The organism is Winogradskyella ludwigii (genome assembly GCF_013403985.1).
Lineage (GTDB): Bacteria > Bacteroidota > Bacteroidia > Flavobacteriales > Flavobacteriaceae > Winogradskyella > Winogradskyella ludwigii.
In genome coordinates, this window is record NZ_JABFDF010000001.1 from 22,272 (window position 1) to 45,163 (window position 22,892).

Genomic DNA, 22,892 nt, shown 5'->3' on the forward strand with positions numbered 1-22,892 from the left:
TTTTATACTTTCTGATTTAAAAAACGTTCTTCCACTTCCATACATTCTTGGAGCTTTTTGCTTTCCCAGTTTTTGCCTAAGAAGTAATCAAACCCATACACTGAAAATGCATGAAATGCTATTCCTACTCCCCAGATTAGCCAAAGCGCTATTGTTCCAAAGTCAAATAAAGCTTCCTGTAATGTTTTTCCTTCATCTAAATCATCGATGATCTTAATAGTCGTAATGGTTGTATTAAATATAAAATAACCAATGAAATGTATATAAAACGCTCTAAGATTATCTACTTTATCTTTTATTCTTTGATACCTATGTGCTTCTGTAAATTTTTCCATGCTATTAAAAATTAATTCCAACGTTGCTCTTCCTCTTCACGCATAAACTTTTCAATTTTACGTTTTTCCCATCCATTACCTAAAACACCATCATTTACATAAATTTTATAGGCCTGAAATGCTAAGCTCATTCCCCAACCTAGCATTGGAAACCAAAACCATTGGATGGTATGTGGTGTATAACGAAACCAAATAAAAATTAAAAATGGTATCACAATGCAGTAAGAAATTAAACTATAATAAAATTCTTTCATCTCTTCAACACGTTTACGTGCTCTAACATATCTGTCGTCAAATTGTGTTTTAGGTTCTATGGTTCTCATAATTGATACTTGTTTTGTAAGCATTGGTATTGCTACCGAAAAACTGCTTGTTGATTGATTGATTGATACGGTTTTGTTTGATAATAATTTGTAACGTTGTTTTATATTCTCTAATCCAACACCTGTACTCTTTTTTACAATTTGTTTTAGTTGAAGGTTATTTTCGACAATGAGCATGCCTTGTTTTTGATAAATTTTAATATGCAAAGGTTTGCTACTCGTTACCATATTATGTTTTACTGCATTTTCTAACAGTAACTGCAAGGATAATGGCACTACTTTACTTTCTGGGTTTGATGCCTTATCTGGAATTTCGAAAATAATGCTATCTTCAAAACGCATTTTTAAAAGCGACATGTATGTTCTAGCAAAATTCAGCTCTTCATCTACAGTCACTAATTCCTTACTCTTCTGCTCTAAAACATAACGATAGACTTTAGATAATGAGGTTGTGAATTTTTGAGCGTTTTTAGGATTTTCTTCAATTAAACTCGTTAATACATTTAAGCTATTAAATAAAAAATGAGGATCTAATTGATTCTTTAATGCATCGAACTTTGCACTTGCTGTACCTGCAATTACTTTTTGCTCTTTTATTTTATTCTTTTGATAACGGTTATAAAAGTATATAATATGAAAAACAGTAATGATGCTCAATGTAATCCAAAGCCCAAAAGAATAGCCGTTCCAAGATTCATTATTCAAAAAAGATTCAAAATCTATATGATATAAAACTAGAGCAGTAAATGTTCTTAAAACGAATATTCCTATAAGTGTTATAATTGTTGCAACTACAATTCCTATCACAATTCGTTTTATGGTCTCACCATTTTTCCAGGTTCTCTTTTCCATATAGTAGAAAAACTCCATGTTAGAATAACCTAAAACAAAAGCATATAATTGATAGAAGCCAAAATCTATTAAAAAGTCATTTACAGATTTAAAATTAAAACCATCGAAAAACAAATGGCCTATTACAAAAACTACTGTTCCTATAATGAAGGTGATAATAATTCTCTTAAATGACGATTTCATAATTTATTAGGCTTTACAATCTTTAGCAACAGTTTGTGCACGTTCTTTTCCCCAATTTGGATGTAATTGACTCTCTGGCTTAAAGGTATCAAAAAGTTCTAATGATGCTTCTATCTCTTTACAATAAGGAGCTACGTCCTTTCCAAAATATTTTGCACTTCCCATTGCCCATTCTGCTTTTCCAAAAGCAACTCTTGGATTTGTTGGATCTAGCACAGATGCTTTTTCATAGAGTTCTGCTATTTTTGCACCATATTTCATACCGTACGTCATACCATCATAAGCGACCCAATTGGTTAACACTTGTGCTTGCATTACTAGTAATTCAGCATTGTTTTCATTTTTCAGCATAGCGCTATCTAAATGTTGTTGTGCTTTATCTAATTGTGCTTTCAGTACAGTTGCATCCTTTTCACTCCAGCTTTTTAAACTGTTAATTTGAGCAATATAATAGTTTGGTAACCATTCTTTTGGCTCTGCCTTAGCAATACGTTCAAACATATTCTCGGCTTCGTCTGTTTTATCTGATTGCCATAATTCAAAGGCTTTGTTCATGCCCTTTTCAAAATTTGTTTGTGCCTCAGTAAGTCCTGTAATTATTAGTATGGCAACGATGAATAGATTTTTCATAGGTCTAAATTTTATATTTTATAGTGTTATTTTAATCGTCTTATTCTCTTTTAACTCAAACTTAGCATCATCCCATTTTGGTGGTCCCATAAAACCTGTAGCATCATTTGAACAGCCATAATCTTCTTTGGGAATATGCATAAAATTAGTATCCATTTTTCCGTTATCATTTTCATCATGAAAAATTGAAACTGCATAAGTGCCTTTAGGAATAGCTTCAAAAGTTATTACAGATGCCTTGTTTTCAATTTCACTGATTGTGCTTTTATAAGATTTCTTTAAAAAACCCACTTCAGAATTATAAAGTGCAATAAACATTTTTCCATTATTGCTATTTGCTTCTTCAACCTTTATAGTGACGTTGAATTTTTCTTGAGCTTCTATGTGAAAGCTTATAATACTAATAAGAAAAATAATGATGATTTTTACAAGTGAATTCATGGTTTATGTTTTGTTTGATTCAAATATCGGATACAAGTTCTGTTTTTTAAAATTGGAATTACTGAATTGTAACTTTTTAATGACCAATTGTAACTTTTAAAAAAATCTAAAACCACCAACTTAGAGCTTGTTAGTAATACGTTAAAAAACATACCACATGTACTTTTTTATATATCTTTACGATATGCAGCAAGAATTAAAATCACAACTCACAAAACAGCACATTGTAAATGAAGCCTTTACGTTGTTTTATGAACATGGATTTAAATCTACAAGTATTAATGACGTGATGAAAGCTGCAAAAATGACAAAAGGAGCATTTTATCACCATTATAAAAGTAAACAGCAACTTGGTATAGAAGTTATAGAATTAAAAGTTCAAAAACGTGTTTATGATGGTATGATTTTACCATTAAAGCAACAAGGTAATGCTATGGAAATTTTAGAAAGTACATTTCTGAATAGACTAAAGTCGTTCCCGTTTTATGACAAGCAACATGGTTGTCCTATGAATAATTTAATCAATGAAATAGGAAATTATGAGGCCAGCTATCAATTGGCTTTAAAACATATTGTAGAAAAGTGGAAATCAGCATTGGTTCTTCTCATAAAAAGAGGTCAAGACGAGAATATTATAAAAAAAGACGTATCAGGTGAAGCCATTGCGATCTATCTCATTAGTGCGTTTGAAGGCATTAGAGGCCTTAGAAAACTATATAATGACGATTATATTTTAGATCAATACATCAAAGGGCTATCACTATACTTACATCAATTAAAAGTTTAATTTTTTTTAACCAAAAAACATACCGCAAAGAATGTTTTAATTATAATAATTCATGAAAAACAACAGAAGAAATTTTATTAAAAACACGGCATTACTCGGAATTGCAGGAGCTACAATACCTCAATTTGGATTTGCTGCTACGAAAAACGAAACACAAGAAAGTCCGATTATAAATACACGACCAAAAGTTATATTTTTTGACGTTAATGAAACGTTATTAGACTTAACGGTTATGAAAAAAAGTGTAGGTGACATGCTTGGAGGAAGAAGTGAATTATTACCTCTATGGTTTACAACTATGCTGCAATATTCATTAGTAACTACAGTAGGTAGACAATATAATGACTTTGGGATAATAGGTGCTGCAGCGCTGCAAATGGTAGGTGCAAACAATGGCATTACTATAACTGAACAACAAGCTAAAGACGCTATTTTGGGTCCTATTCGTTCTTTACCTGCGCATCCTGAAGTAAAGGCCTCTTTACAAAGTTTAAAAGATGCTGGTTACAAACTTGTTTCTTTTACAAACTCATCTAATAAAGGAGTAAAAACACAGTTTGAAAACTCAGGATTACTAGACTATTTTGAAGAACGCCTTAGTATTGAAGATATGGGGAAATTTAAACCTGATGCAGATGCTTACGATTGGGCAGCAAGAAAAATGAAAATAAAACCTTCTGAATGTTTGTTGGTCGCGGCACATGGATGGGATATTGCAGGTGCACTTTGGGCTGGTTGGAGAGGTGCTTTTATTAGCAGACCAGGAGCACAATTATATCCGCTTTCTCCAAAACCAGAAATTAACGAACAAAATTTAGACCTTGTCGCTAAAAATTTAATCGCTTTAAAATAACATATTATGAAACTAAAAAATAAAGTCGTCATTGTAACAGGTGCCTCTAGAGGCATCGGTAAAGAAGTCGCCTTACTGTTAGCTAAAAATGGAGCTACCGTAATAGTTAACCATTCAAATAGCGAAGATGAAGCCAACCAAACCGTAAAAGACATCATTGATAATGGTGGCAAAGCATTAGCAATTAAAGCAGATGTGAGTCAGAAAGATCAAGTAACCAATCTTTTCGATACAACCATTGAAACCTATGGTAAAGTCGATGTTTTAATAAATAATGCTGGCATTATGTATAATAAATTTCTAAAAGATAATACCCAAGAGGAATTTACTAAACTCTTTGATGTAAACGTTAGAGGTATTTTTAACACGCTTCAAGAGGCAGACCAAAAACTAGCTGACAATGGCATCATTATAAACTTCTCATCGAGTACAGCAAAACTGATGTTTCCAAAATATGCATTATACTCAGCGACAAAAGCAGCTGTAGAACAAATTACAAGAGTTTTTTCTAAGGAAGTTGGAAGAGGTATTTCGGTTAATGCTATCGCTCCAGGTGCCACAGCAACAGAATTATTCTTAAACGGAAAATCACAAGAAATCATTGATAAAATGAGTGCAATGAATGCATTTAATAGACTTGCTGAACCTATAGATATTGCCAGAGTTGTTTTATTCATGGCTAGCGATGATTCTAAATGGATTTCTGGACAAGTTATTGGCGCCAATGGTGCATTGGTGTAACAGACGATTAATCAAAAAGGATTTTTAGAGGAACTTTAAAAACATCCCGTTTACAATACCACTTAGTATTTTATGTTATAAAAAAAGACCATCTTTTTAGAAAGATGGTCTTTTTAATATGATATAATGTTTTGACTAAAACATATCTCTACCTGCAAAATGGAAAGCACCTTCAATAGCTGCATTTTCATCGCTATCACTTCCGTGAGCTGCATTTTCTCCAATAGAAGCTGCATATAATTTACGGATAGTACCTTCTGCTGCATCAGCAGGATTAGTAGCACCAATCAATGTTCTAAAATCCTCTACTGCGTTATCTTTTTCTAAGATAGCTGCAACGATAGGACCACGTGTCATATATTCAACTAACTCTCCAAAAAATGGACGTTCGTTGTGTATTGCATAAAATTCTTCAGCATCTGCTGTAGTCATTTGTGTCAATTTCATTGCTACGATTCTAAAACCTGAAGCAGTAATTTTTTCTAATATTGCGCCAATGTGTCCTTTTTCAACAGCATCAGGCTTTAACATTGTAAATGTTCTGTTAGTTGCCATGTATTTTTTTTAAATGAGCTGCAAAAGTAATACATTTCTTTAATTAATCAAGAGCTGTTAATCATTAATTTAGCATCTACTATATAGCCTTTGAAGACCGTATTACAAAAGGAATTTGGCTTCTAAAATCAATGATAAACAATTACCAAATTTTAAATCAAATACGTTTTAAGTCATTATAACAGAAAAATTACAAATTTTTAGCATTTCAAATTGACAATTCTTTATCATAAAATGTAAAAAAACGTATCTTCGCCACCTATGAATACAGCAGAAATATCAGAAGTAAAAGCATTATTATCAAAACCAAAGAACATTGTTATTGTTCCGCATAGAAACCCAGATGGAGATGCTATGGGTTCTACTTTAGGATTGTATCATTATTTAAAATTATACAATCATAATGTAACCGTTATTGCGCCTAATGATTATCCTGATTTTTTAAAATGGTTACCAGGAGATGAAACCGTTTTAAAGTTTGAAACACAACAAAAAGACTGTAATACACTAATTGAAAAAGCAGATCTTATTTTTACTTTAGATTTTAATGCATTTCATAGAGCAGGACAACCAATGGCTGAAGTCTTAGAAGCCTCTTCTGCAACAAAACTGATGATAGACCATCACCAACAACCAGATGATTATGCCAAATACATGTATTCTGATGTAAAGATGTCTTCAACCTGTGAAATGGTTTATAATTTTATTGAAATGCTTAGTGATGTAGAAAAAATCAATTCTACTATTGCAACTTGCTTATATGTTGGTATTATGACAGACACAGGTTCTTTCAGATTTCCAGCGACAACGAGTAGAACGCACTATGTTATTGGAAATTTGATTGAGAAAGGAGCTAACAACTCTCAAATTCATAATAATATATATGATACTAATAGTTATAGTCGTTTGCAATTATTAGGTAGAGCTATGCAAAACCTCAAGGTCATTCCAGAATCAAGAACCGCATATATGTCGCTTTCTCAAGCGGAATTGGATGAATTCAACTTTAAAAAAGGAGATACTGAAGGTTTTGTAAATTATGCATTATCCTTAAATAATATTATTTTTGCTGCGATTTTTATAGAAAGTAAACAGGATCAAATTATAAAAATTTCATTACGTAGTAAAGGTGAGTTTTCAGTAAACGAATTCTCGAGAGCCCATTTTCATGGAGGTGGCCATACCAATGCTGCTGGAGGACGTAGTGATGATGATATGCAAACAACAATAACCAATTTTATTAGTATATTACCACAATATAAACAAGATTTGATCCAGTAAGCCCCAAAATTGGCTTCAAATTAAATATTTAAACATGAAAAACCTATTTATACTCGCTGCAGTATTATTGTTGTGTTTTAGTTGTAAAACTCCCGAAGCACGACGACCAGAATCTGTGCAGTCTGGTTCTTTTTTAAAAGCCTCTGCAGAACGTAACAAAAAACTGAATGAACTTGAAAGAGGACAAATTCAAGACATTATAAAAAGTAATCCTGCAAACAACTATATCGCTTCAGAAAGTGGTTTTTGGTATTATTACTCTACTAAAATCGAAAGCGATACTATACAGCCTCAATTTGGTGATGTTATAAATTTCACCTTTGATGTTTCTAATCTTGAAGGTGACGAAATTTACTCAAACACAACTAAAACCTACGTTATGGACAAAGAAGAATTGTTCACAGGTTTACGAGAAGGCTTAAAACTTTTAAAACCTACCGAATCCGTAACTTTCATATTTCCATCACAAAAAGCATTTGGTTATTATGGAGATGAAGATAAAATAGGAACCAATGTTCCCTTAATTTGCGACGTAACTTTAAACACTATAATTCAAAAAAATGATTAAAAAAGCACTTACAGCATTAGTTGTACTATTAGTATTGGCAAATATATCTTGCCAGGCACGTTATTCTGATTTAGAAGATGGGCTTTATGCCGAAATTGTAACTTCTAAAGACACCATGGTTGCAAAACTGTTTTTTGAAAAAGCACCTGTTACTGTAGCAAATTTTGTTGCTTTAGCGGAAGGTACTCACCCTTTGGTAGAAGAAGAATTTAAAGGAAAACCTTTTTATGACGATTTAACCTTTCATCGTGTAATGAACAATTTCATGATACAAGGAGGTGATCCAACAGGAACTGGAACTGGTGATCCTGGGTATAAGTTTGAAGATGAAATTATTGAAGAATTAAAACATGATAAACCAGGAATGCTTTCAATGGCCAATTCTGGCGTTAATTCTAATGGAAGCCAATTTTTTATCACAGAAAAAGCAACTCCATGGTTAGATGGTTATGATGCAGAAGGCATGATAAAAGATTGTAGCAATCCTAGAGTAGCTTGTCATGCTGTTTTTGGTGAATTAGTAAAAGGACTTGCAATATTAGATACTATATCTAATGTAAAAGTTCAACCAAGATCCAATAAACCACTTGAAGATGTTGTTATTAAGAAAATTAGCATCATAAGAAAAGGTTCAGCTGCAAAAAAGTTCGATGCTCCTAAAGTATTCACTGAAGAATTACCAAAAATAAAAGAACGTGTTGCAGCGGCAAAAGCAGAAGCTGCTGTTAAAGCCGAAGAAGCTAAAAAAGCTGCTAAAGCGAAAGCTGAAGAAGCAAAAAATGATTTCTTAAATAGGAATGCCGAATTAAAAGGACGTAAAATTGAATCTCCAACAGGAATGGCAATGATCTTTACACACGAAAGTAAAGGTGTTACTCCAAAAGCAACAGACCGTGTTAATATTGATTGTGCTGGTTATTTAGAAAATGGAGATTTATTTTGGACAACACAAAAAGACGTTGCTCAGAAAAATGGAAAATATGACGAAAGACAAGACCAAGCAGGACGCTACGTTCCTTTTGATATGCCTTACAACGAAACCGCTGGTTTAATTGCAGGTTTCAGAGAAGCAATGTTAAACATGAAAATTGGGGATAAAGCAAGAGTCTTTATTCCGTACTATTTAGGTTATGGAGAAAGAGGAAATCCTCCTGTTATTCCTGCAAGTGCTAACCTTGTTTTTGATGTGGAATTGGTAAGTATTAAATAATACGTTTCTTAATACAAGACATAAAAAAGCAGCTAATCAAAATTTCTTGATTAGCTGCTTTTTGTTTTAATATATTTAGATATTTAGACCTGTCAAGTTTTAAAAACCTGACAGGTCTTTTTTATGCATTTTAAGCTTTAGGAATATTTTCTAATATCTCAAGTACAAACTTCCAATACTTCTGTGCAGAAGATATTTGAGCACGTTCATCTGGTGAGTGTGCTCCTTTAATATTAGGACCAAAACTAATCATATCCATATCAGGATAGTTAGTTCCTAAAATACCACATTCTAATCCTGCATGGCAAGCTGCAACATGTGGTTTTTCTCCATTATTTAAACGTTCGTAAATTGGTACTAGTACTTTTAAGATATCAGAATCCATGTTAGGAGCCCATCCAGGATAATCTCCAGACAATTCTACTTCACAACCTGTAAGTTCAAAAACAGCGCGCAATGTATTGGCTAAATCTAACTTTGTACTCTCTACAGAACTACGCGTTAAACAACCAATTTTAATATGTCCATCTTTTACAATAACTCTAGCGATATTGTTAGACGTTTCTACTAAACCTTCAATATCTGGACTCATTCTATAAACACCATTCCAAGCAGCATACAAAGCTCTAGTTAGACCTTCTTGCACACCTAAATCCATTATTTTTTCTGGAGTCTCTATTTTAGAAACCACAATTTCTAAATCTGGTTCCATCGTTTTAAACTCTACTTTTAGCATGTCTGCAAAGTCTTTCATTTCAGATTCAAAAGCATCTTCATGAACAGCATCGATTGCAACGGTTGCATTACTTTCTCTTGGAATTGCATTACGTAAACTTCCACCATCAATTTCAGAAATACGTAGACCGAAGTTTTCAAAGCCATCAAATAATAAACGGTTCATTAATTTGTTGGCATTTCCTAGACCTTCGTGAATTTGCATTCCAGAATGGCCACCTTGTAAACCTTTTACGGTGATTTTATACCCTAATTTAAACTCAGGAGTTTCTTCTTCATTGTAATCACGTGTCGCAGTTACATCAATTCCTCCTGCACAACCTACTCCAATTTCATCATCTTCTTCGGTATCTAAATTTAAAAGAATCTCACCCTTAAGTAAACCACCTTTTAAACCTTGAGCACCTGTCATTCCTGTTTCTTCGTCAATAGTAAATAAGGCTTCCAATGAAGGATGTGCAATAGTATCGCTTTCTAAAATTGCCATAATAGTGGCAACGCCTAAACCATTATCCGCTCCAAGAGTTGTTCCTTTTGCTTTTACCCAATCACCAACAACATGCATTTCTATACCTTGTTCATCAAAATCAAAAACAGTGTCATTATTTTTTTGATGTACCATATCTAAATGCGATTGCATCACAATGGCTTTTCTATCTTCCATACCTTTTGTGGCAGGCTTGCGGATAATTACATTTCCAACTTCGTCTTCTATGGTTTCTAAACCTAAATTGTTTCCGAAATCTTTCATGAATTGAATCACACGTTCTTCTTTTTTAGAAGGTCGTGGCACAGCATTTAAATCTGCAAATTTATTCCAAAGTTGTTTTGGCTCTAAGGCTCTTATTTCTGAACTCATATGTCTTGATTATATTGAATTGCAAAGGTACAAAATACGATTATCTCTTTATTAGCATTGTCAACTTGTTTCTCTACTACAAAGTAATTAGGAAATTCAATCTTTTCCCTATTTTTGATACATGCGAAAAAACGTAAAACTTATTCTTGTTATTTTCTTCGGAATTCAATTGCTTTTCTTATCTCAATTGAAGCATTATCCGGAATTTGTTGAGCAATTTTACAGCAATGGACTTTATGTTTTCTTGTCTAAACTTAGTCGCTATATTTTTGGTTGGATTCCTTTTTCGGTTGGAGATATTTTATACACACTAGCCGGAATTTATTTGATAAGATGGTTAATTATAAATCGGAAACGCATCATTAAAGACACGAAGAATTGGTTTCTAGATATTGGTGCCACTTTATCTATTGTATATTTCGCATTTCATATGCTTTGGGCTTTTAACTATTACAGACAACCCTTATATAAATCCTTAAACCTTAAAGCCGATTATACCAGTGAGGAACTCGTTTCATTCACTAAACGTTTAATTTTAAAATCGAATGACTTACAATTTCAACTTACAAAAAACGATACTGTCAAAGTTGAATTGCCTTATAGTAAAGCTGAAATTTTCAATAAAGTAAAAGACGGTTACCAAACACTTTCAGAAATTTATCCTCATCTTGAATACCATCCAAAAAGCATTAAAAAATCAATTTATAGTTTGCCTTTAACTTATATGGGATTTTCTGGTTATCTAAACCCATTTACCAATGAAGCTCAGGTTAACGGCTTAATTTCAACTTATAAGTTTCCAACAACCTCTTGTCACGAAGCTGCTCACCAACTAGGTTACGCAGCAGAAAATGAAGCCAATTTTATAGGAAGCTTAGCTGCTATTCATAATGATGATACGTATTTTAAATATTCAGGCTACACGTTTGCATTGCGTTATTGTTTAGCCGAAGTTTATAAAAGAGATCCTGAATTATACGAGAAATTGCTACCTACTATAAATAAAGGTATCTTAAAAAATTATCAAGAGGTAAAAGATTTCTGGAACGCATACGAAAATCCAATCGAACCTATCTTTGAAGTAACCTTTGACAATTTCTTAAAAGCAAATAATCAATCTTCGGGTATGCAGAGCTACAGCTATGTGGTGGCACTTTTGGTTAACTATTACACAGACAAAAACCTATAGCATATCTTAAATATCTGTTTAATCTAAGGTGAAATATTGATAAAAAACAGTTTCTTATAAATGGTGCTTAAGACGACATCTATCGTCCTTTAAAACGTTAAAATATTGAATTTAAAAGCCCTTTCAAGCTTTAATTCCTATATTTAGATCGTTAATTCAACCAACCATTTTATGATAAAAACACATTTACGGCTGCTCATTCTCATGTGCAGTTTTTCGCTTTTCGCACAAGACTACTTTCCTAGTAATTCTGGCGTGGTCTCAAATAATTCGAATTACACCGCATTTACAAATGCCACAATTCATGTTTCTCCAACCGAAATAATAGACAATGCCACACTCCTTATAAAGGATGGTAAAGTTGTTAGCGTTGGAAAATCGGTAAATATCCCGAAGAATACCACAAAAATTAATCTTTCAGGAAAAACTATTTACCCATCTTTTATTGATATGTACACAACCTTTGGTGTAAAAAAACCAAAACGTGGTGGCAATGGTCCACAATATGGTGCGAGTCGAAGTGGTTATTACTGGAACGATCATATTATGCCAGAACAAGATGTAATGGCTACTTTTGAATATGATAAAAAATCGGCTTCAGAATTACATAAACTAGGATTTGGAGTTGTTAATACACACATGCCAGATGGTGTTGTTCGTGGTACAGGTGCTTTAATTGCGCTGAATAATAATGCCGATAATTCTATGCGTGTTGTAGATGGCGAAACCACACAGCATTTATCATTTAGTAAAAGTGTAACCTCGCAACAACGTTATCCGTCCTCTATAATGGGAAGTATGGCCTTATTGCGTCAAATGTATAATGATGCCAGCTGGTATGAAGCAGGAAACATTGATACTAAAGATTTATCACTTGAAGCGCTAAACAAAAATAAAAACTTACTTCAAATTTTTGAAGCTGGCAGTAGAGTCAATTTAATGCGCGCAGATAAAGTTGGAGATGCTTTTAACATACAATACACTATTGTTGGTGGTGGTGATGAATATGAACGTATCCCTGAAATAAAAAGTACTAATGCAACTATAATTTTACCAATAGATTTTCAATTGGCTTATGATGTTGATGATCCATTCTTGGCAAGTACAATCTCTTTAAGTGATATGCGCTCTTGGAATCAGCAACCACATAACCCAAGACTATTAGCAGAAAACGGAATTAAATTTGCCTTAACAACGCATGGTTTAAAATCTAACAAAACCTTTTCTTCTAATTTATTAAAGGCTATTGAAATGGGACTTTCAAAACAAAAAGCTTTAGAAGCCTTAACCACAATTCCTGCTTCTTTATTAGGTAAATCTGATATTTTAGGAACCCTAAAAGCTGGAAGCTATGCCAATTTCTTAATTACAGATGGTGATATTTTTGAAAAGAAAACCAAACTCTACGAAAATTGGGTTCAAGGGTCTCCAAACGTCATTGCTAATATGAATACAAAAAATATTGATGGTGATTATAATTTTAAACTTGATAATACGGACTTTAAATTGTCTATTTCAGAAAGTACAAGTAAACCAAAAGCTAAACTAGAAAGTAATGACAAAACGTTAGGCTCAAAATTGAGTTATAAAGACGATTGGATGAACCTTACTTTTAAAACCGCTGATAGTACTAAAAAAGAATATATAAGAATCGTTGCTAATGCGTCGGGAAATAATTCATTAAACGGAAAAGCAATATTACCGAACGGGAATGAAATAGCATTCTATGCGAATAAATCTAAAACCGAAGATTCTGGTAAAAAAGGAGACAAAAAGAAAGCTGACGATGATACAGACACTCCTTTAATGAGTCCTATTACATATCCAAATTTAGCATACGGATTTACAGAGAAACCAAAATCGGAAACTTTATTATTCAAAAATGCCACCGTTTGGACTAATGAAAAAGAAGGTATTCTAGAACATACGGATGTTTTAGTTAAAGATGGAAAAATCTCAAAAATTGGAAAGAACCTTTCTAATAAAAACGCTACAGTTATTGATGCCACAGGAAAACATGTTACTGCTGGTATTATTGATGAGCATTCGCACATTGCAGCATCGTCTATAAATGAAGGAGGACAAAATTCTTCAGCAGAAGTTACTATTGAAGATGTTTTAGATGACGAATCTATTGATATCTATCGCAACTTGGCAGGAGGCGTGACGTCAATTCAAATTTTACATGGCTCGGCAAATCCTATTGGAGGACGTTCTGCAATTATCAAACTAAAATGGGGAGAAGCTGCAGATGATTTAGTTTATGATGATTCTCCTAAATTTATAAAATTCGCTTTAGGGGAAAATGTAAAGCAATCGCGTAGCAGAACGAATTCGCGTTTCCCACAATCAAGAATGGGAGTTGAACAGGTATTTGTCGATTATTTTACAAGAGCAAAAGCTTACGATAAATTAAAGAAAAGCGGTAAACCTTATAGATATGATGCCGAAATGGAAACACTTGCTGAAATTCTTAATGGTGAGCGATTTATTTCATGTCATTCTTATGTGCAAAGTGAAATTAATATGTTGATGAAAGTTGCAGAGCAATTCGATTTTAAGATTAACACCTTCACGCATATTCTGGAAGGTTATAAAGTGGCCGATAAAATGAAAGCACACGGAGTTGGCGGTTCTACTTTTAGTGATTGGTGGGCTTATAAATATGAAGTAAATGACGCTATTCCTTACAATGCTGCAATTATGCACAACGCAGGAATTACAGTTGCCATTAACAGTGACGATCCTGAAATGTCGCGTCGTCTAAATCAAGAAGCTGCAAAGTCTGTAAAATATGGTGGAGTTAGCGAAGAAGAGGCTTGGAAATTTGTGACTTTAAATCCGGCTAAACTATTACATTTAGATCAACGTGTTGGAAGTCTTAAAGTTGGTAAAGATGCAGATATGGTATTATGGTCTGACCATCCTTTATCAATTTATGCAAAAGCAGAAAAAACAATTATTGAAGGGGTGACTTATTTTGATTTAGAAACTGATAAGCAAATGAGGGAAGCTATTAAAAAAGAAAAAGGAGAGCTTATTAATTTGATGCTTCAAGATAAAAATAAAGGCTTAAAAACACAACCGGTTAAGAAAAAAGAGAATCACACATTACATTGTGACTCAATGGATTTACACAACTAAAAAGGATTTTAAAATGAAAAACTTAAATAAAATAAACATTGTATTGTTTATGTTGTGTACCGCTTTCGGATTCGCACAACAAACACCAGGACCAAAGCAAACTAAAGATTTTGCTATTGTAGGTGCTACAGCCCATATTGGTAATGGCACAGTCATTGAAAACAGTATTATAGTAGTAAGTAATGGAAAAATAACGACTATTGGACCAGAAACTACTACACCACTCACCAAACAATCCATGACTATTATTGATGCCAAAGACAAACATGTATATCCTGGATTTATTGTTGCTAATGGCACGTTAGGTTTGGTTGAAGTTGATGCTGTAAAAGCCTCTGACGACTTATCTGAATTAGGAACTTTTAATCCACATATTAGAAGTATCATCGCTTATAATACAGAATCTAAAGTTACTGAATCCATGAGACCTAATGGTGTTTTACTTGGACAAGTAGTACCAAGAGGAGGCCGTATTTCTGGAACCTCATCTGTGGTTCAATACGATGCTTGGAACTGGGAAGATGCTGCTATTAAATTAGATAATGGTATTCATGTTAATTGGCCAAGTAGTTTTAGACGCGGGCGATGGTGGCTCGGAGAAGAACGTGGTTTAAAACCAAATAAGGATTACGCTAAACAAGTTAAAGAACTAAACGATTACTTTACAGAATCCAAAAGTTATAGTAACGGAGACAAAACAGAACGTCATTTACCATACGAAGCTATGATTGGATTGTTTGATGGTTCAAAACACTTATACATTAATGCTAATGACGAGAAAAGTATTACTGATGCTGTGAATTTAGCGAAATCGCAAGGTGTTTCTAAAATCACCATTGTTGGTGGCTACCAAGCTAGTAATATTACCAGTTTTTTAAAGCAAAATGATATATCTGTATTTTTAACGCGTGTGCATTCAAGACCAGAACAAGAAGATGACGATTATGATTATGCCTTTAAACAAGCTAAGATATTAGTGGACGCTGGTATTTTAGTTGCCTTAGAACCTAGCGGACAAATGGAACGTATGAATTCTCGTAATCTTCCGTTTTACGCAGGTACAACAGTTGCTCATGGCTTAACAAAAGCGCAAGCCTTGCAATTAATCACTCAAAACCCGGCAAAAATTATGGGTATAGATGATAGTTATGGCACGTTAGAAGTTGGTAAAAGTGCTACACTTTTTATTAGTGAAGGTGATGCATTAGACATGCGAACTAACATTTTAACCAAAGCATTTATTGATGGTAGACCTGTAAGTCTAGAAACGCACCAAACTAAGCTTTGGAAACGTTATTCTGAGAAACCTAATCAAGTAGATTAATAAAAAAAAGCGAGCCAAATGGCTCGCTTTTTTTTTTACTTTATAATTAATTATCTATATTAGTCTATAACCTTAGCACTTTCTGGTTTTAAAAATATAGCTTTATCTAAAGCTTTTTCAGAAAGCATTACATCTGTAAACTCAACTGTATTTCGTTTTTCAGTAGGTACATTGTTTTCATAATTATACCAATCAATACTCTTTGGTATTACCAAACCATTAACGGTTTGCCAATTGTTATATCTTATAAAATGAAAATCTGGACTAGCTTCTGCTTTCCCAAAGGTTACTGTATACCCTAACCATTCCATCTGACCTGTTTCTGCGTCGTAAAAAATCTTATACTGATCGTCTGAAGATTCACCAATACCAGCTTCGTAAGAAATTAAGATTCCTGGATATGTTTTTCCTTCAAAAACTAATGGATCCGTTTCTTTATAAGACACTCCATCATCACCAAAAACAAAAGGCATTCCGTAGAAGTAAAACATTAATCCTTTATAAAATTGAGGTTTTCCTCTATATGCATTACCATCTTTTTCATTAATCCAAAGGGTTTCACCATCAAATCCTTGTGTATATGTTGGTGTGTCTATTAATTCTGCTCTAGTTTTTAAATCTTTGGTAGTCTTTTCTTTTCCTGTAGGTTTTGTTATGGTAAAAGAAAGCGTATTCATTTTATTCCATTGCTCAATGCTTCCGTGTGCATTGAAAACTTTAGTAATAGATTCTGGATAAATACTGGTCATAATTTGCTCTTGTTTAACCTCCTCAACAACTGTAGATTCTTGTTTTGGTTCGTTTTTACAAGCTGTAATTAAAATTGCTAAGAGTAGAGTTTGTCCTATTTTTTTCATGATATGGTTTTGATTAGATTCTTTCGACGTGAATAAATACAATACATTACAAAAAAAAGCTTCAGAATTTATCTGAAGCTTTTTAAAATATTAAATAAAGTTAAATTTAATTCACAATTAACTTCTGAACGGTTGCTGTATTTCCTATAGTTAATTCTACAAAATACAAGCCGCTTTCTAAATTAGAAATATCTAAAACCGAAGAATTCCCTTCAAAATTAATAGGTTTCAAAATTGCTTTACCTTGAATGTTGAAGATATTCACGTTTCCTGTTCCAAAATTAGATGTTGCTAATTGAATGGTTACGTTTTCTTTTGCTGGATTAGGGAACATATTAAAGCGAGTGACATTAAATTCATTTAAACTTAAAGCTACTGAACTTTCAAGATAATCTGGAATCGTGTTGCTATTTGTATCATCGTCTGTTGGATCTCCGTTATCATTATAATCTTCGTCTATCGTTAGAATGCCATCACCATCATCGTCGTCATCTAAATAATTCTCAATAAGATCATTATCTGTATCCACAAATGGATGAATGGTATTTCTTCCTAATACAATATTGATCTCAACACTAGTAGCAACACCATCACCATCGTCATCATCATCTAAATAATTTGGAATGTCATCACCATCGGTATCATCATCTTCTAGATTACCATTGCCATTTACATCTTCATCACTATCAATGACTCCATCATTATCCGCATCTGTGCAAATAACTTCCTCTACGTTAATCATTGTAGTAACTGCTCCACATCCAGACAAAGCAATAACTGTAACATTATACAAACCAGGTTGTATTACCGTAATAGACGATTGCGCTTCACCTGGTATAGGATTACCATTAAACACCCATTGAAAACTATAATCTGAAGTAGATAATTCTGTATCTAATACCAATGTATCGCCAGCACAAAAAGCATAACTACTTTCTATATTTAATTCTGGCAATGAAGTTACATAAATATCAAAATCAGTAAGCGCGAAGCAGCCACTTAATCCTTCAACTCTAACATAAATAGTTTGTGGATTACTTATGTTTGTAAAATTAGTTGGATCTAAAGGAACAAAATTACCTAAGGCATCAGCTTCATTTATAAAATAAGATAGCGTAAAGGGCTCTCCTGACGGATTTATTTCACCCTCGTTTAGTGTTAGATCAAAATCGGTAATTCCATCATTATCATCATCGCAAAGCATAATATCACTTGGAGTTCCGATAGCACTAGAAGGATTTGGTAAAACACGTATGGTTAATGTGGTGTAATCTACACAACCTGTATTAATATCAGTCACTACAACAAATAAAGTTTGTGGATTAGCTCCATATCCATTTACTGAATTATTTGTATATGCCGTTGGATTTGTAATAACGTTGGTCTGTGCTTGTGCATCTGCATTGGTTTCATAATAAGTTACGGACCAATCTGTATTCCCATTTGTAATCTCAGTATCTTTTACAGTTAAATCGAATACAGCGGTCTCATCTGCATTATCGTCACATAACTCTAAAGATGTTGATGCCGTAACTATAGGTGTTGGATTTACAACTAAGGCTAATTCAGTAAGCGCATAATTCCCTGTAGCATTAGCTTCTAATCGTACATATAGTATCTGAAACCCACTAGTTATATTCATATACGAACCGTTTATCGCAGTAGTACCGTTGGTAGCATTACTCTGCGTTTCATGATATGTTATTGTAAAATCTATTGCACTCTGACTTCCTAAAACTTGTGCATCTGCAATAGTTAAATCGAATAAAGCAAAACCATCATTGTCATCATCGCAAACTACGTAAGCATTTGGTTGATTAGCCACCTGAGCAAATGAAGTTATACTGATCGTTAAGAATAAAAATAGGTAAAGTAGTTTTTGTTTCATAATGAAGTTTTTGGGGTTGCTTAAAGATATAAGAAAATATCAATTTAAATTACTCCAATAAAAAAAGCTTCAGAATATATCTGAAGCTTTTTTTTATTAAATATTATATCAGCTTAATTCACAATTAGTTTTTGAACGGTTGCAGTATTTCCTATAGTTAATTCTACAAAATACAAGCCGCTTTCTAAACTTGAAATATCAATGACTGATGTATTCGCTTGAAGCGTTATTTGTTTCAAAATTGCTTTTCCCTGGATATTGTAAATATTTACGCTTCCAGTTCCAAAATTAGACGATGCCAATTGAATGGTTACGTTTTCTTTTGCTGGATTAGGAAAGAGACTAAAACTATTACTATCAAAACCATTTACAGATAATGTTTCTACAAACTCAGTTTGAAACGTATTGGTTATTATAGGAGCATTAAAATCGAAATAAATAGCTGCTGAGTTTTCAATAATATCTCCAATAGCATAACCTGCATTTGGCTTTATTTTAAAATACACAAAACCATTGCTACCTTCTGCGTCATCTTGTTCTGCTGGTAAGTTGATATTATCAAAATTCCATTCTAAATTATTAGCTGTTCTAGTAACTACGTAATCATGGCTAGAACGTAACATTTGAAAAGTAGAAGCATCTAATTGTATATCTAAGACATCTTCAATTCTAACTTTGATCGCTTCTGCTGTACCCACATTTTGAAAACGAATGGTGTAATATAAATATTCATCTGAAGTTACAAAATCATCATAGAGAATGTCTTTTCCATGGGATTCCATTTTATCGTTAGGATCGTAAGAACCGATAATTTCTTCGGTAACAGAAGATTCATTGTTCTCTGAAACTATATCATTCGAAGACGTTGTATACGTTGCCGTGGTGGTAACTAAATCACCAAGGTTCGCAGAGGTTGCTGTTTGTAAATTTACATTCACAATTATCGTTTGTTGAGGTAATAAATTAACAAAATCGAGACTAAAACCATCGGCATTTAGTGTCGTTGTATAATTACTGTTTGTACTTATATTACTGATACTAAGGTTTGAATCTAAGCTATAATTAATAGTACCTGAAGTTGGTGTTAAACCTAAGTTTTGAATTATTAAATAGTTAGTATGTCCAAAACCTGGTCTTGGAGATTGTTCATTTATAAGATACACCGAAATATCTTCACAACTCTGCTCGTCTACAATTGGAAATTCTACAGCTATATTTTCTCCATTTAACACAGTGATATCTTGAAATGATGCTATAGAAACATCATAACAATCACTATATTCATCATAGAAATAATAATTGATATCAATAGTATCGGTGTCGTCATAACTCGCAATAGTAAAGTTTCCTGTAGAAGATGCTACTGTATTAATTATACCATCATTATTGGCTTCATACGTAAAATAACCATTTGCATAATGGGTTTCATTTGAATCGAAAACAGTATTCTCGTTATCATCATAAAAAGCAGACACATTGATTAAGCCCACATCGTCACAGTTATTAAATGTTATGATAATGTCATCGGTAGAACTTGAGGAACATAAGTCATTATTTACAAAAACACTATATGTGCCACTTTCAGTAACCGTCAGTGTTGCATTAGTTTCTCCTGTAATGACATTACTTTCATAATACCATTGATAACTGTCACCTAATGCTGTCGTTGCATCTAATTGATAAGCGTTTACACCGCATAAATTTTGATCAGGCCCTAAATCGATTTCAAAATCTGCCTTTAAAGATCCCGAATCAGGTTGACCAAAATTAGTTTGACTAATATATGTAGTCCCTTCCTGGTCGGAATAATTAGTGGTTAGAAGAATATAAATTTCATCTGATAATGCATTAGTAATCGTGAAGTTTTCTACTGAAGATACAGAATAACTACAATCGATAATATTTTGACATGAAGTACAACCTTCAACTATTTCGTCGCATGCATAATCTACCGATTCAAAAGGCCCAAACAATACAAAATCAACATCTAAATTAGTGCCTTCAGTGCTTAACTGACTAATTTCAATTTCAATAGCTCCGTCATCATCAATTTGAAGAATATTCCAAGATGGGTTTGGTGCTGAAGCTAAACAAGACATACTATAAGAACTCGGTACTCCTGTAATATTAGGTGTTGTAATTTCATTACCATTAGAGCAAAATGCTACTGCACTTTCACACACAGTATTTGCAACGGCCTCTTTTATACACAATTCAAAAGTAGAGGTTTCGGACACCATATCTGCCGAGAAAACTCTTACATAATATGTGTTTCCAATAATTAAATTTTGAGCAACAATAGATGTACTTTCAGAACAACTTAATTCTGTCAATGCTCCACAAGTCCCTTCGAATAGTGTTAGGTTTAAATTATAGGTCCCTCCTGCTATATTTTGGATTAAAATATTTTGTATTTCAGATAAAGCTGTAAAAGAAAACCAGACATCGTCGTTTGGCACTCCAGGACAATTGTCATTTGAAACACCAGAGTCCGTAGCTAAATTTATAGTCCCAGAAGTTAAAACATCACAAGATATTCCACTATTAACTGGTACAACTATCGCCGCCTCACATTCGTCATTAATAGGAGGGCAACCCAAAACTTGAATCATCGAGCTATTAATACTACAATTATCGTCTTGATCATTGTCTACAGTAACCATTACATCAATTAAAAAAGGAAAAGGTCCAATTTGATAAACTCCTGTTGCTGTTACAGATGTTGTTTCTTCATTATTATTATTTGAAATGGTTAATGATGTTGCGTCACCCAAACTTGCAACATCTACATCGATTAAAAATTGCTCTCCATTTTCACAATCATTAACCACTTCAAATGTAGCTGTTGGATAAATACACGTAGCACATGAAACCGTATAATTAATGCCATTCATTAAACTTCCACTTTGGCAACTTAAAGAAGCATCTGAATTTATGTAGAATGAAATAGAATCTCCTGTTGACTGAAAAGTTAGCCCAGTTAAATCACCACCATTTCCATAATTCTCATCTTCTGCGGCATAACCAGGAAATGTAGAGCCATCAGAATCTATAACAACTAACTCATCCCAACCATTTTCTACAAATCCAGAATTGAATGTTAAATTTACTGGTGTAATTCCGTCAGCACTTGTATAAGTAAAAATAACTGGATTAGTCGCTCCACCACTATCGTAACAGTAATCTTGAGTAAGTAAACCGTTCGCAACGCAATCTATATCAAAATTAGTTTGAAGTGTTGTTGTAAATGTAAATGGTCCTGCAAAATTAGAATTTTCTTCGCCACATACCGATTGAACATAATAATCATATTCTGTGTTATTAGTTAAGTCTGTTACACTATAAAATGTTTCAGTAAGCCCAATAATCATGGTTCCCGTTCCTAGTGTAAAACCTGCAACTCCATATTCTATATTCCATGAGGTTGCTGTTCCTTGTTCTTCCCAGCTAATATCTGCCGAAGTAAAGTTTAAATTATTAGCATTAAGCGCTATTGGTTCGAAACAAGTAATCAAATTTCTCACTCTAAAATTATCGACAAATACTTCTACGTCTTCAAAATCATCGACTTCGCCTTCTGAAGCTAATATTCCAAATTGAACAGTGTCGCCACTATAAGCCGTTAAATCAATAATAGGATGTTCACCTTCAACAGATACCTCTGAGTTTTCATTATACGTTAATAGCGGTATCCATGTTGTACCACCATCATTGGTTAATAACAATTGAACCGTATCATCAGATCCCAACGTACCTGCAGTGGTACTACTATCCCATGCCATGATGCCAAAATCAAAATCCACCTGAAAAGGACCACCTGACAAATCAAACTCTGGAGACAAAAGCCAATCACTTTTATTAGCTAAGTATAGGTTGATTCGGTAAGCACCACTAAGCCCATTATTTAAGAAACCCTCTGAGCCCCATGATCCAGATCCTATATCCATAGGTCCAGATTCAGCATCTCCACTATCTGCTTCTTCCCAACATTCATTAGGTATTACAGAAAAGTCTTCATAATAATTTGGCGTAACGATATCACATTGCGCTGAAGCAATCATCGTAATAAATAGTGTAATAAAAAATAAAAGTAGTTTTTGTTTCATAATGAGGTTTTTGGGGTTGGTTAAAGATATA

Annotated in this window: 18 protein-coding genes; 9 read left to right on the forward strand and 9 right to left on the reverse strand. The window is 33.3% G+C overall.

The features are described 5' to 3' along the window. Positions 1-2: 2 nt before the first annotated feature. From HM981_RS00100 to HM981_RS00115, 4 genes are read right to left on the reverse strand one after another with little or no spacing between them, the layout of a single operon-like run. The gene (locus HM981_RS00100; RefSeq protein ID WP_179336551.1) at positions 3-335 is read right to left on the reverse strand and encodes a 2TM domain-containing protein; all 333 of its coding nucleotides are present in this window, start codon (positions 333-335) and stop codon (positions 3-5) included. A gap of 11 nt (positions 336-346) precedes the next feature. Next, the gene (locus tag HM981_RS00105; RefSeq protein ID WP_179336552.1) at positions 347-1,693 is read right to left on the reverse strand and encodes a histidine kinase; all 1,347 of its coding nucleotides are present in this window, start codon (positions 1,691-1,693) and stop codon (positions 347-349) included. 6 nt (positions 1,694-1,699) lie between these two features. Further along, positions 1,700-2,323, reverse strand: a complete 624-nt coding sequence (locus tag HM981_RS00110) for a tetratricopeptide repeat protein (RefSeq protein ID WP_179336553.1) — start codon at positions 2,321-2,323, stop codon at positions 1,700-1,702. Between the two features lie 18 nt (positions 2,324-2,341). Then, positions 2,342-2,764, reverse strand: coding sequence for a DUF2141 domain-containing protein (locus tag HM981_RS00115; protein WP_179336554.1), 423 nt, complete (start codon positions 2,762-2,764; stop codon positions 2,342-2,344). A 157-nt stretch (positions 2,765-2,921) separates the two neighbouring features. Here HM981_RS00115 and HM981_RS00120 point away from each other — a divergent pair, with 157 nt between their 5' ends. The 3 genes from HM981_RS00120 to HM981_RS00130 are packed head-to-tail and all read left to right on the forward strand — an operon-like array spanning position 2,922 to position 5,145. Further along, the gene (locus tag HM981_RS00120) at positions 2,922-3,551 is read left to right on the forward strand and encodes a TetR/AcrR family transcriptional regulator (protein ID WP_246286074.1); all 630 of its coding nucleotides are present in this window, start codon (positions 2,922-2,924) and stop codon (positions 3,549-3,551) included. A 52-nt stretch (positions 3,552-3,603) separates the two neighbouring features. Further along, a complete protein-coding gene (locus HM981_RS00125) occupies positions 3,604-4,404 on the forward strand; it encodes a haloacid dehalogenase type II (RefSeq protein ID WP_179336555.1) in 801 nt (266 codons plus the stop codon). A 6-nt stretch (positions 4,405-4,410) separates the two neighbouring features. Beyond that, the gene (locus tag HM981_RS00130) at positions 4,411-5,145 is read left to right on the forward strand and encodes an SDR family oxidoreductase (RefSeq protein WP_179336556.1); all 735 of its coding nucleotides are present in this window, start codon (positions 4,411-4,413) and stop codon (positions 5,143-5,145) included. 135 nt (positions 5,146-5,280) lie between these two features. On the opposite strand, the gene HM981_RS00135 is transcribed toward HM981_RS00130, so the two are convergent. After that, positions 5,281-5,700: a nucleoside-diphosphate kinase gene (locus HM981_RS00135; RefSeq protein ID WP_179336557.1), complete on the reverse strand. Its 420-nt coding sequence runs from the start codon at positions 5,698-5,700 to the stop codon at positions 5,281-5,283. A 261-nt stretch (positions 5,701-5,961) separates the two neighbouring features. Between HM981_RS00135 and HM981_RS00140 the strand changes: the two genes are divergently transcribed. Genes HM981_RS00140 through HM981_RS00150 form a run of 3 tightly spaced genes read left to right on the forward strand, consistent with a single transcriptional unit; the run spans position 5,962 to position 8,759 of the window. Beyond that, positions 5,962-6,981 (forward strand): DHH family phosphoesterase, encoded by a 1,020-nt coding sequence (locus tag HM981_RS00140; protein ID WP_179336558.1) that lies wholly within the window; start codon positions 5,962-5,964, stop codon positions 6,979-6,981. A gap of 34 nt (positions 6,982-7,015) precedes the next feature. Beyond that, positions 7,016-7,549 (forward strand): gliding motility-associated peptidyl-prolyl isomerase GldI, encoded by a 534-nt coding sequence (gldI, locus tag HM981_RS00145; RefSeq protein ID WP_179336559.1) that lies wholly within the window; start codon positions 7,016-7,018, stop codon positions 7,547-7,549. After that, on the forward strand, positions 7,542-8,759 hold the full coding sequence (locus tag HM981_RS00150; protein ID WP_179336560.1) for a peptidylprolyl isomerase: 1,218 nt from the start codon (positions 7,542-7,544) through the stop codon (positions 8,757-8,759). Before gldI ends, HM981_RS00150 begins: the two co-directional genes overlap by 8 nt. A gap of 130 nt (positions 8,760-8,889) precedes the next feature. Here HM981_RS00150 and HM981_RS00155 read toward each other — a convergent pair whose 3' ends face one another. Continuing rightward, positions 8,890-10,353, reverse strand: coding sequence for an aminoacyl-histidine dipeptidase (locus HM981_RS00155; protein ID WP_179336561.1), 1,464 nt, complete (start codon positions 10,351-10,353; stop codon positions 8,890-8,892). A 121-nt stretch (positions 10,354-10,474) separates the two neighbouring features. Between HM981_RS00155 and HM981_RS00160 the strand changes: the two genes are divergently transcribed. The 3 genes from HM981_RS00160 to HM981_RS00170 all read left to right on the forward strand — a co-directional run bounded on the left by HM981_RS00160 (position 10,475) and on the right by HM981_RS00170 (position 16,010). Continuing rightward, on the forward strand, positions 10,475-11,542 hold the full coding sequence (locus HM981_RS00160) for a DUF3810 domain-containing protein (RefSeq protein WP_179336562.1): 1,068 nt from the start codon (positions 10,475-10,477) through the stop codon (positions 11,540-11,542). 171 nt (positions 11,543-11,713) lie between these two features. Next, positions 11,714-14,686, forward strand: a complete 2,973-nt coding sequence (locus HM981_RS00165; protein WP_246286076.1) for an amidohydrolase family protein — start codon at positions 11,714-11,716, stop codon at positions 14,684-14,686. Positions 14,687-14,699: 13 nt separating this feature from the next. Then, entirely contained in the window at positions 14,700-16,010 is a 1,311-nt protein-coding gene (locus HM981_RS00170) for an amidohydrolase family protein (RefSeq protein WP_179336563.1), read from the forward strand. A 59-nt stretch (positions 16,011-16,069) separates the two neighbouring features. Here HM981_RS00170 and HM981_RS00175 read toward each other — a convergent pair whose 3' ends face one another. From HM981_RS00175 to HM981_RS00185, 3 genes are all read right to left on the reverse strand, one after another. After that, positions 16,070-16,867: a hypothetical protein gene (locus HM981_RS00175; RefSeq protein WP_179336564.1), complete on the reverse strand. Its 798-nt coding sequence runs from the start codon at positions 16,865-16,867 to the stop codon at positions 16,070-16,072. A gap of 106 nt (positions 16,868-16,973) precedes the next feature. Further along, on the reverse strand, positions 16,974-18,755 hold the full coding sequence (locus tag HM981_RS00180; RefSeq protein ID WP_179336565.1) for a T9SS type A sorting domain-containing protein: 1,782 nt from the start codon (positions 18,753-18,755) through the stop codon (positions 16,974-16,976). Between the two features lie 113 nt (positions 18,756-18,868). Next, complete coding sequence (locus tag HM981_RS00185; RefSeq protein ID WP_179336566.1) at positions 18,869-22,861, reverse strand: T9SS type A sorting domain-containing protein; 3,993 nt, start codon at positions 22,859-22,861, stop codon at positions 18,869-18,871. Between the last annotated feature and the right edge of the window lie 31 nt (positions 22,862-22,892).

Excerpts from the sequence above, each read along its gene's own strand:
- HM981_RS00100 (WP_179336551.1), bottom strand. The coding sequence starts at position 335 with ATGGAAAAATTTACAGAAGCACATAGGTATCAAAGAATAAAAGATAAA.
- HM981_RS00105 (WP_179336552.1), bottom strand. The coding sequence starts at position 1,693 with ATGAAATCGTCATTTAAGAGAATTATTATCACCTTCATTATAGGAACA.
- HM981_RS00110 (WP_179336553.1), bottom strand. The coding sequence starts at position 2,323 with ATGAAAAATCTATTCATCGTTGCCATACTAATAATTACAGGACTTACT.
- HM981_RS00115 (WP_179336554.1), bottom strand. The coding sequence starts at position 2,764 with ATGAATTCACTTGTAAAAATCATCATTATTTTTCTTATTAGTATTATA.
- HM981_RS00120 (WP_246286074.1), top strand. The coding sequence starts at position 2,922 with ATGTACTTTTTTATATATCTTTACGATATGCAGCAAGAATTAAAATCA.
- HM981_RS00125 (WP_179336555.1), top strand. The coding sequence starts at position 3,604 with ATGAAAAACAACAGAAGAAATTTTATTAAAAACACGGCATTACTCGGA.
- HM981_RS00130 (WP_179336556.1), top strand. The coding sequence starts at position 4,411 with ATGAAACTAAAAAATAAAGTCGTCATTGTAACAGGTGCCTCTAGAGGC.
- HM981_RS00135 (WP_179336557.1), bottom strand. The coding sequence starts at position 5,700 with ATGGCAACTAACAGAACATTTACAATGTTAAAGCCTGATGCTGTTGAA.
- HM981_RS00140 (WP_179336558.1), top strand. The coding sequence starts at position 5,962 with ATGAATACAGCAGAAATATCAGAAGTAAAAGCATTATTATCAAAACCA.
- gldI (WP_179336559.1), top strand. The coding sequence starts at position 7,016 with ATGAAAAACCTATTTATACTCGCTGCAGTATTATTGTTGTGTTTTAGT.
- HM981_RS00150 (WP_179336560.1), top strand. The coding sequence starts at position 7,542 with ATGATTAAAAAAGCACTTACAGCATTAGTTGTACTATTAGTATTGGCA.
- HM981_RS00155 (WP_179336561.1), bottom strand. The coding sequence starts at position 10,353 with ATGAGTTCAGAAATAAGAGCCTTAGAGCCAAAACAACTTTGGAATAAA.
- HM981_RS00160 (WP_179336562.1), top strand. The coding sequence starts at position 10,475 with ATGCGAAAAAACGTAAAACTTATTCTTGTTATTTTCTTCGGAATTCAA.
- HM981_RS00165 (WP_246286076.1), top strand. The coding sequence starts at position 11,714 with ATGATAAAAACACATTTACGGCTGCTCATTCTCATGTGCAGTTTTTCG.
- HM981_RS00170 (WP_179336563.1), top strand. The coding sequence starts at position 14,700 with ATGAAAAACTTAAATAAAATAAACATTGTATTGTTTATGTTGTGTACC.
- HM981_RS00175 (WP_179336564.1), bottom strand. The coding sequence starts at position 16,867 with ATGAAAAAAATAGGACAAACTCTACTCTTAGCAATTTTAATTACAGCT.
- HM981_RS00180 (WP_179336565.1), bottom strand. The coding sequence starts at position 18,755 with ATGAAACAAAAACTACTTTACCTATTTTTATTCTTAACGATCAGTATA.
- HM981_RS00185 (WP_179336566.1), bottom strand. The coding sequence starts at position 22,861 with ATGAAACAAAAACTACTTTTATTTTTTATTACACTATTTATTACGATG.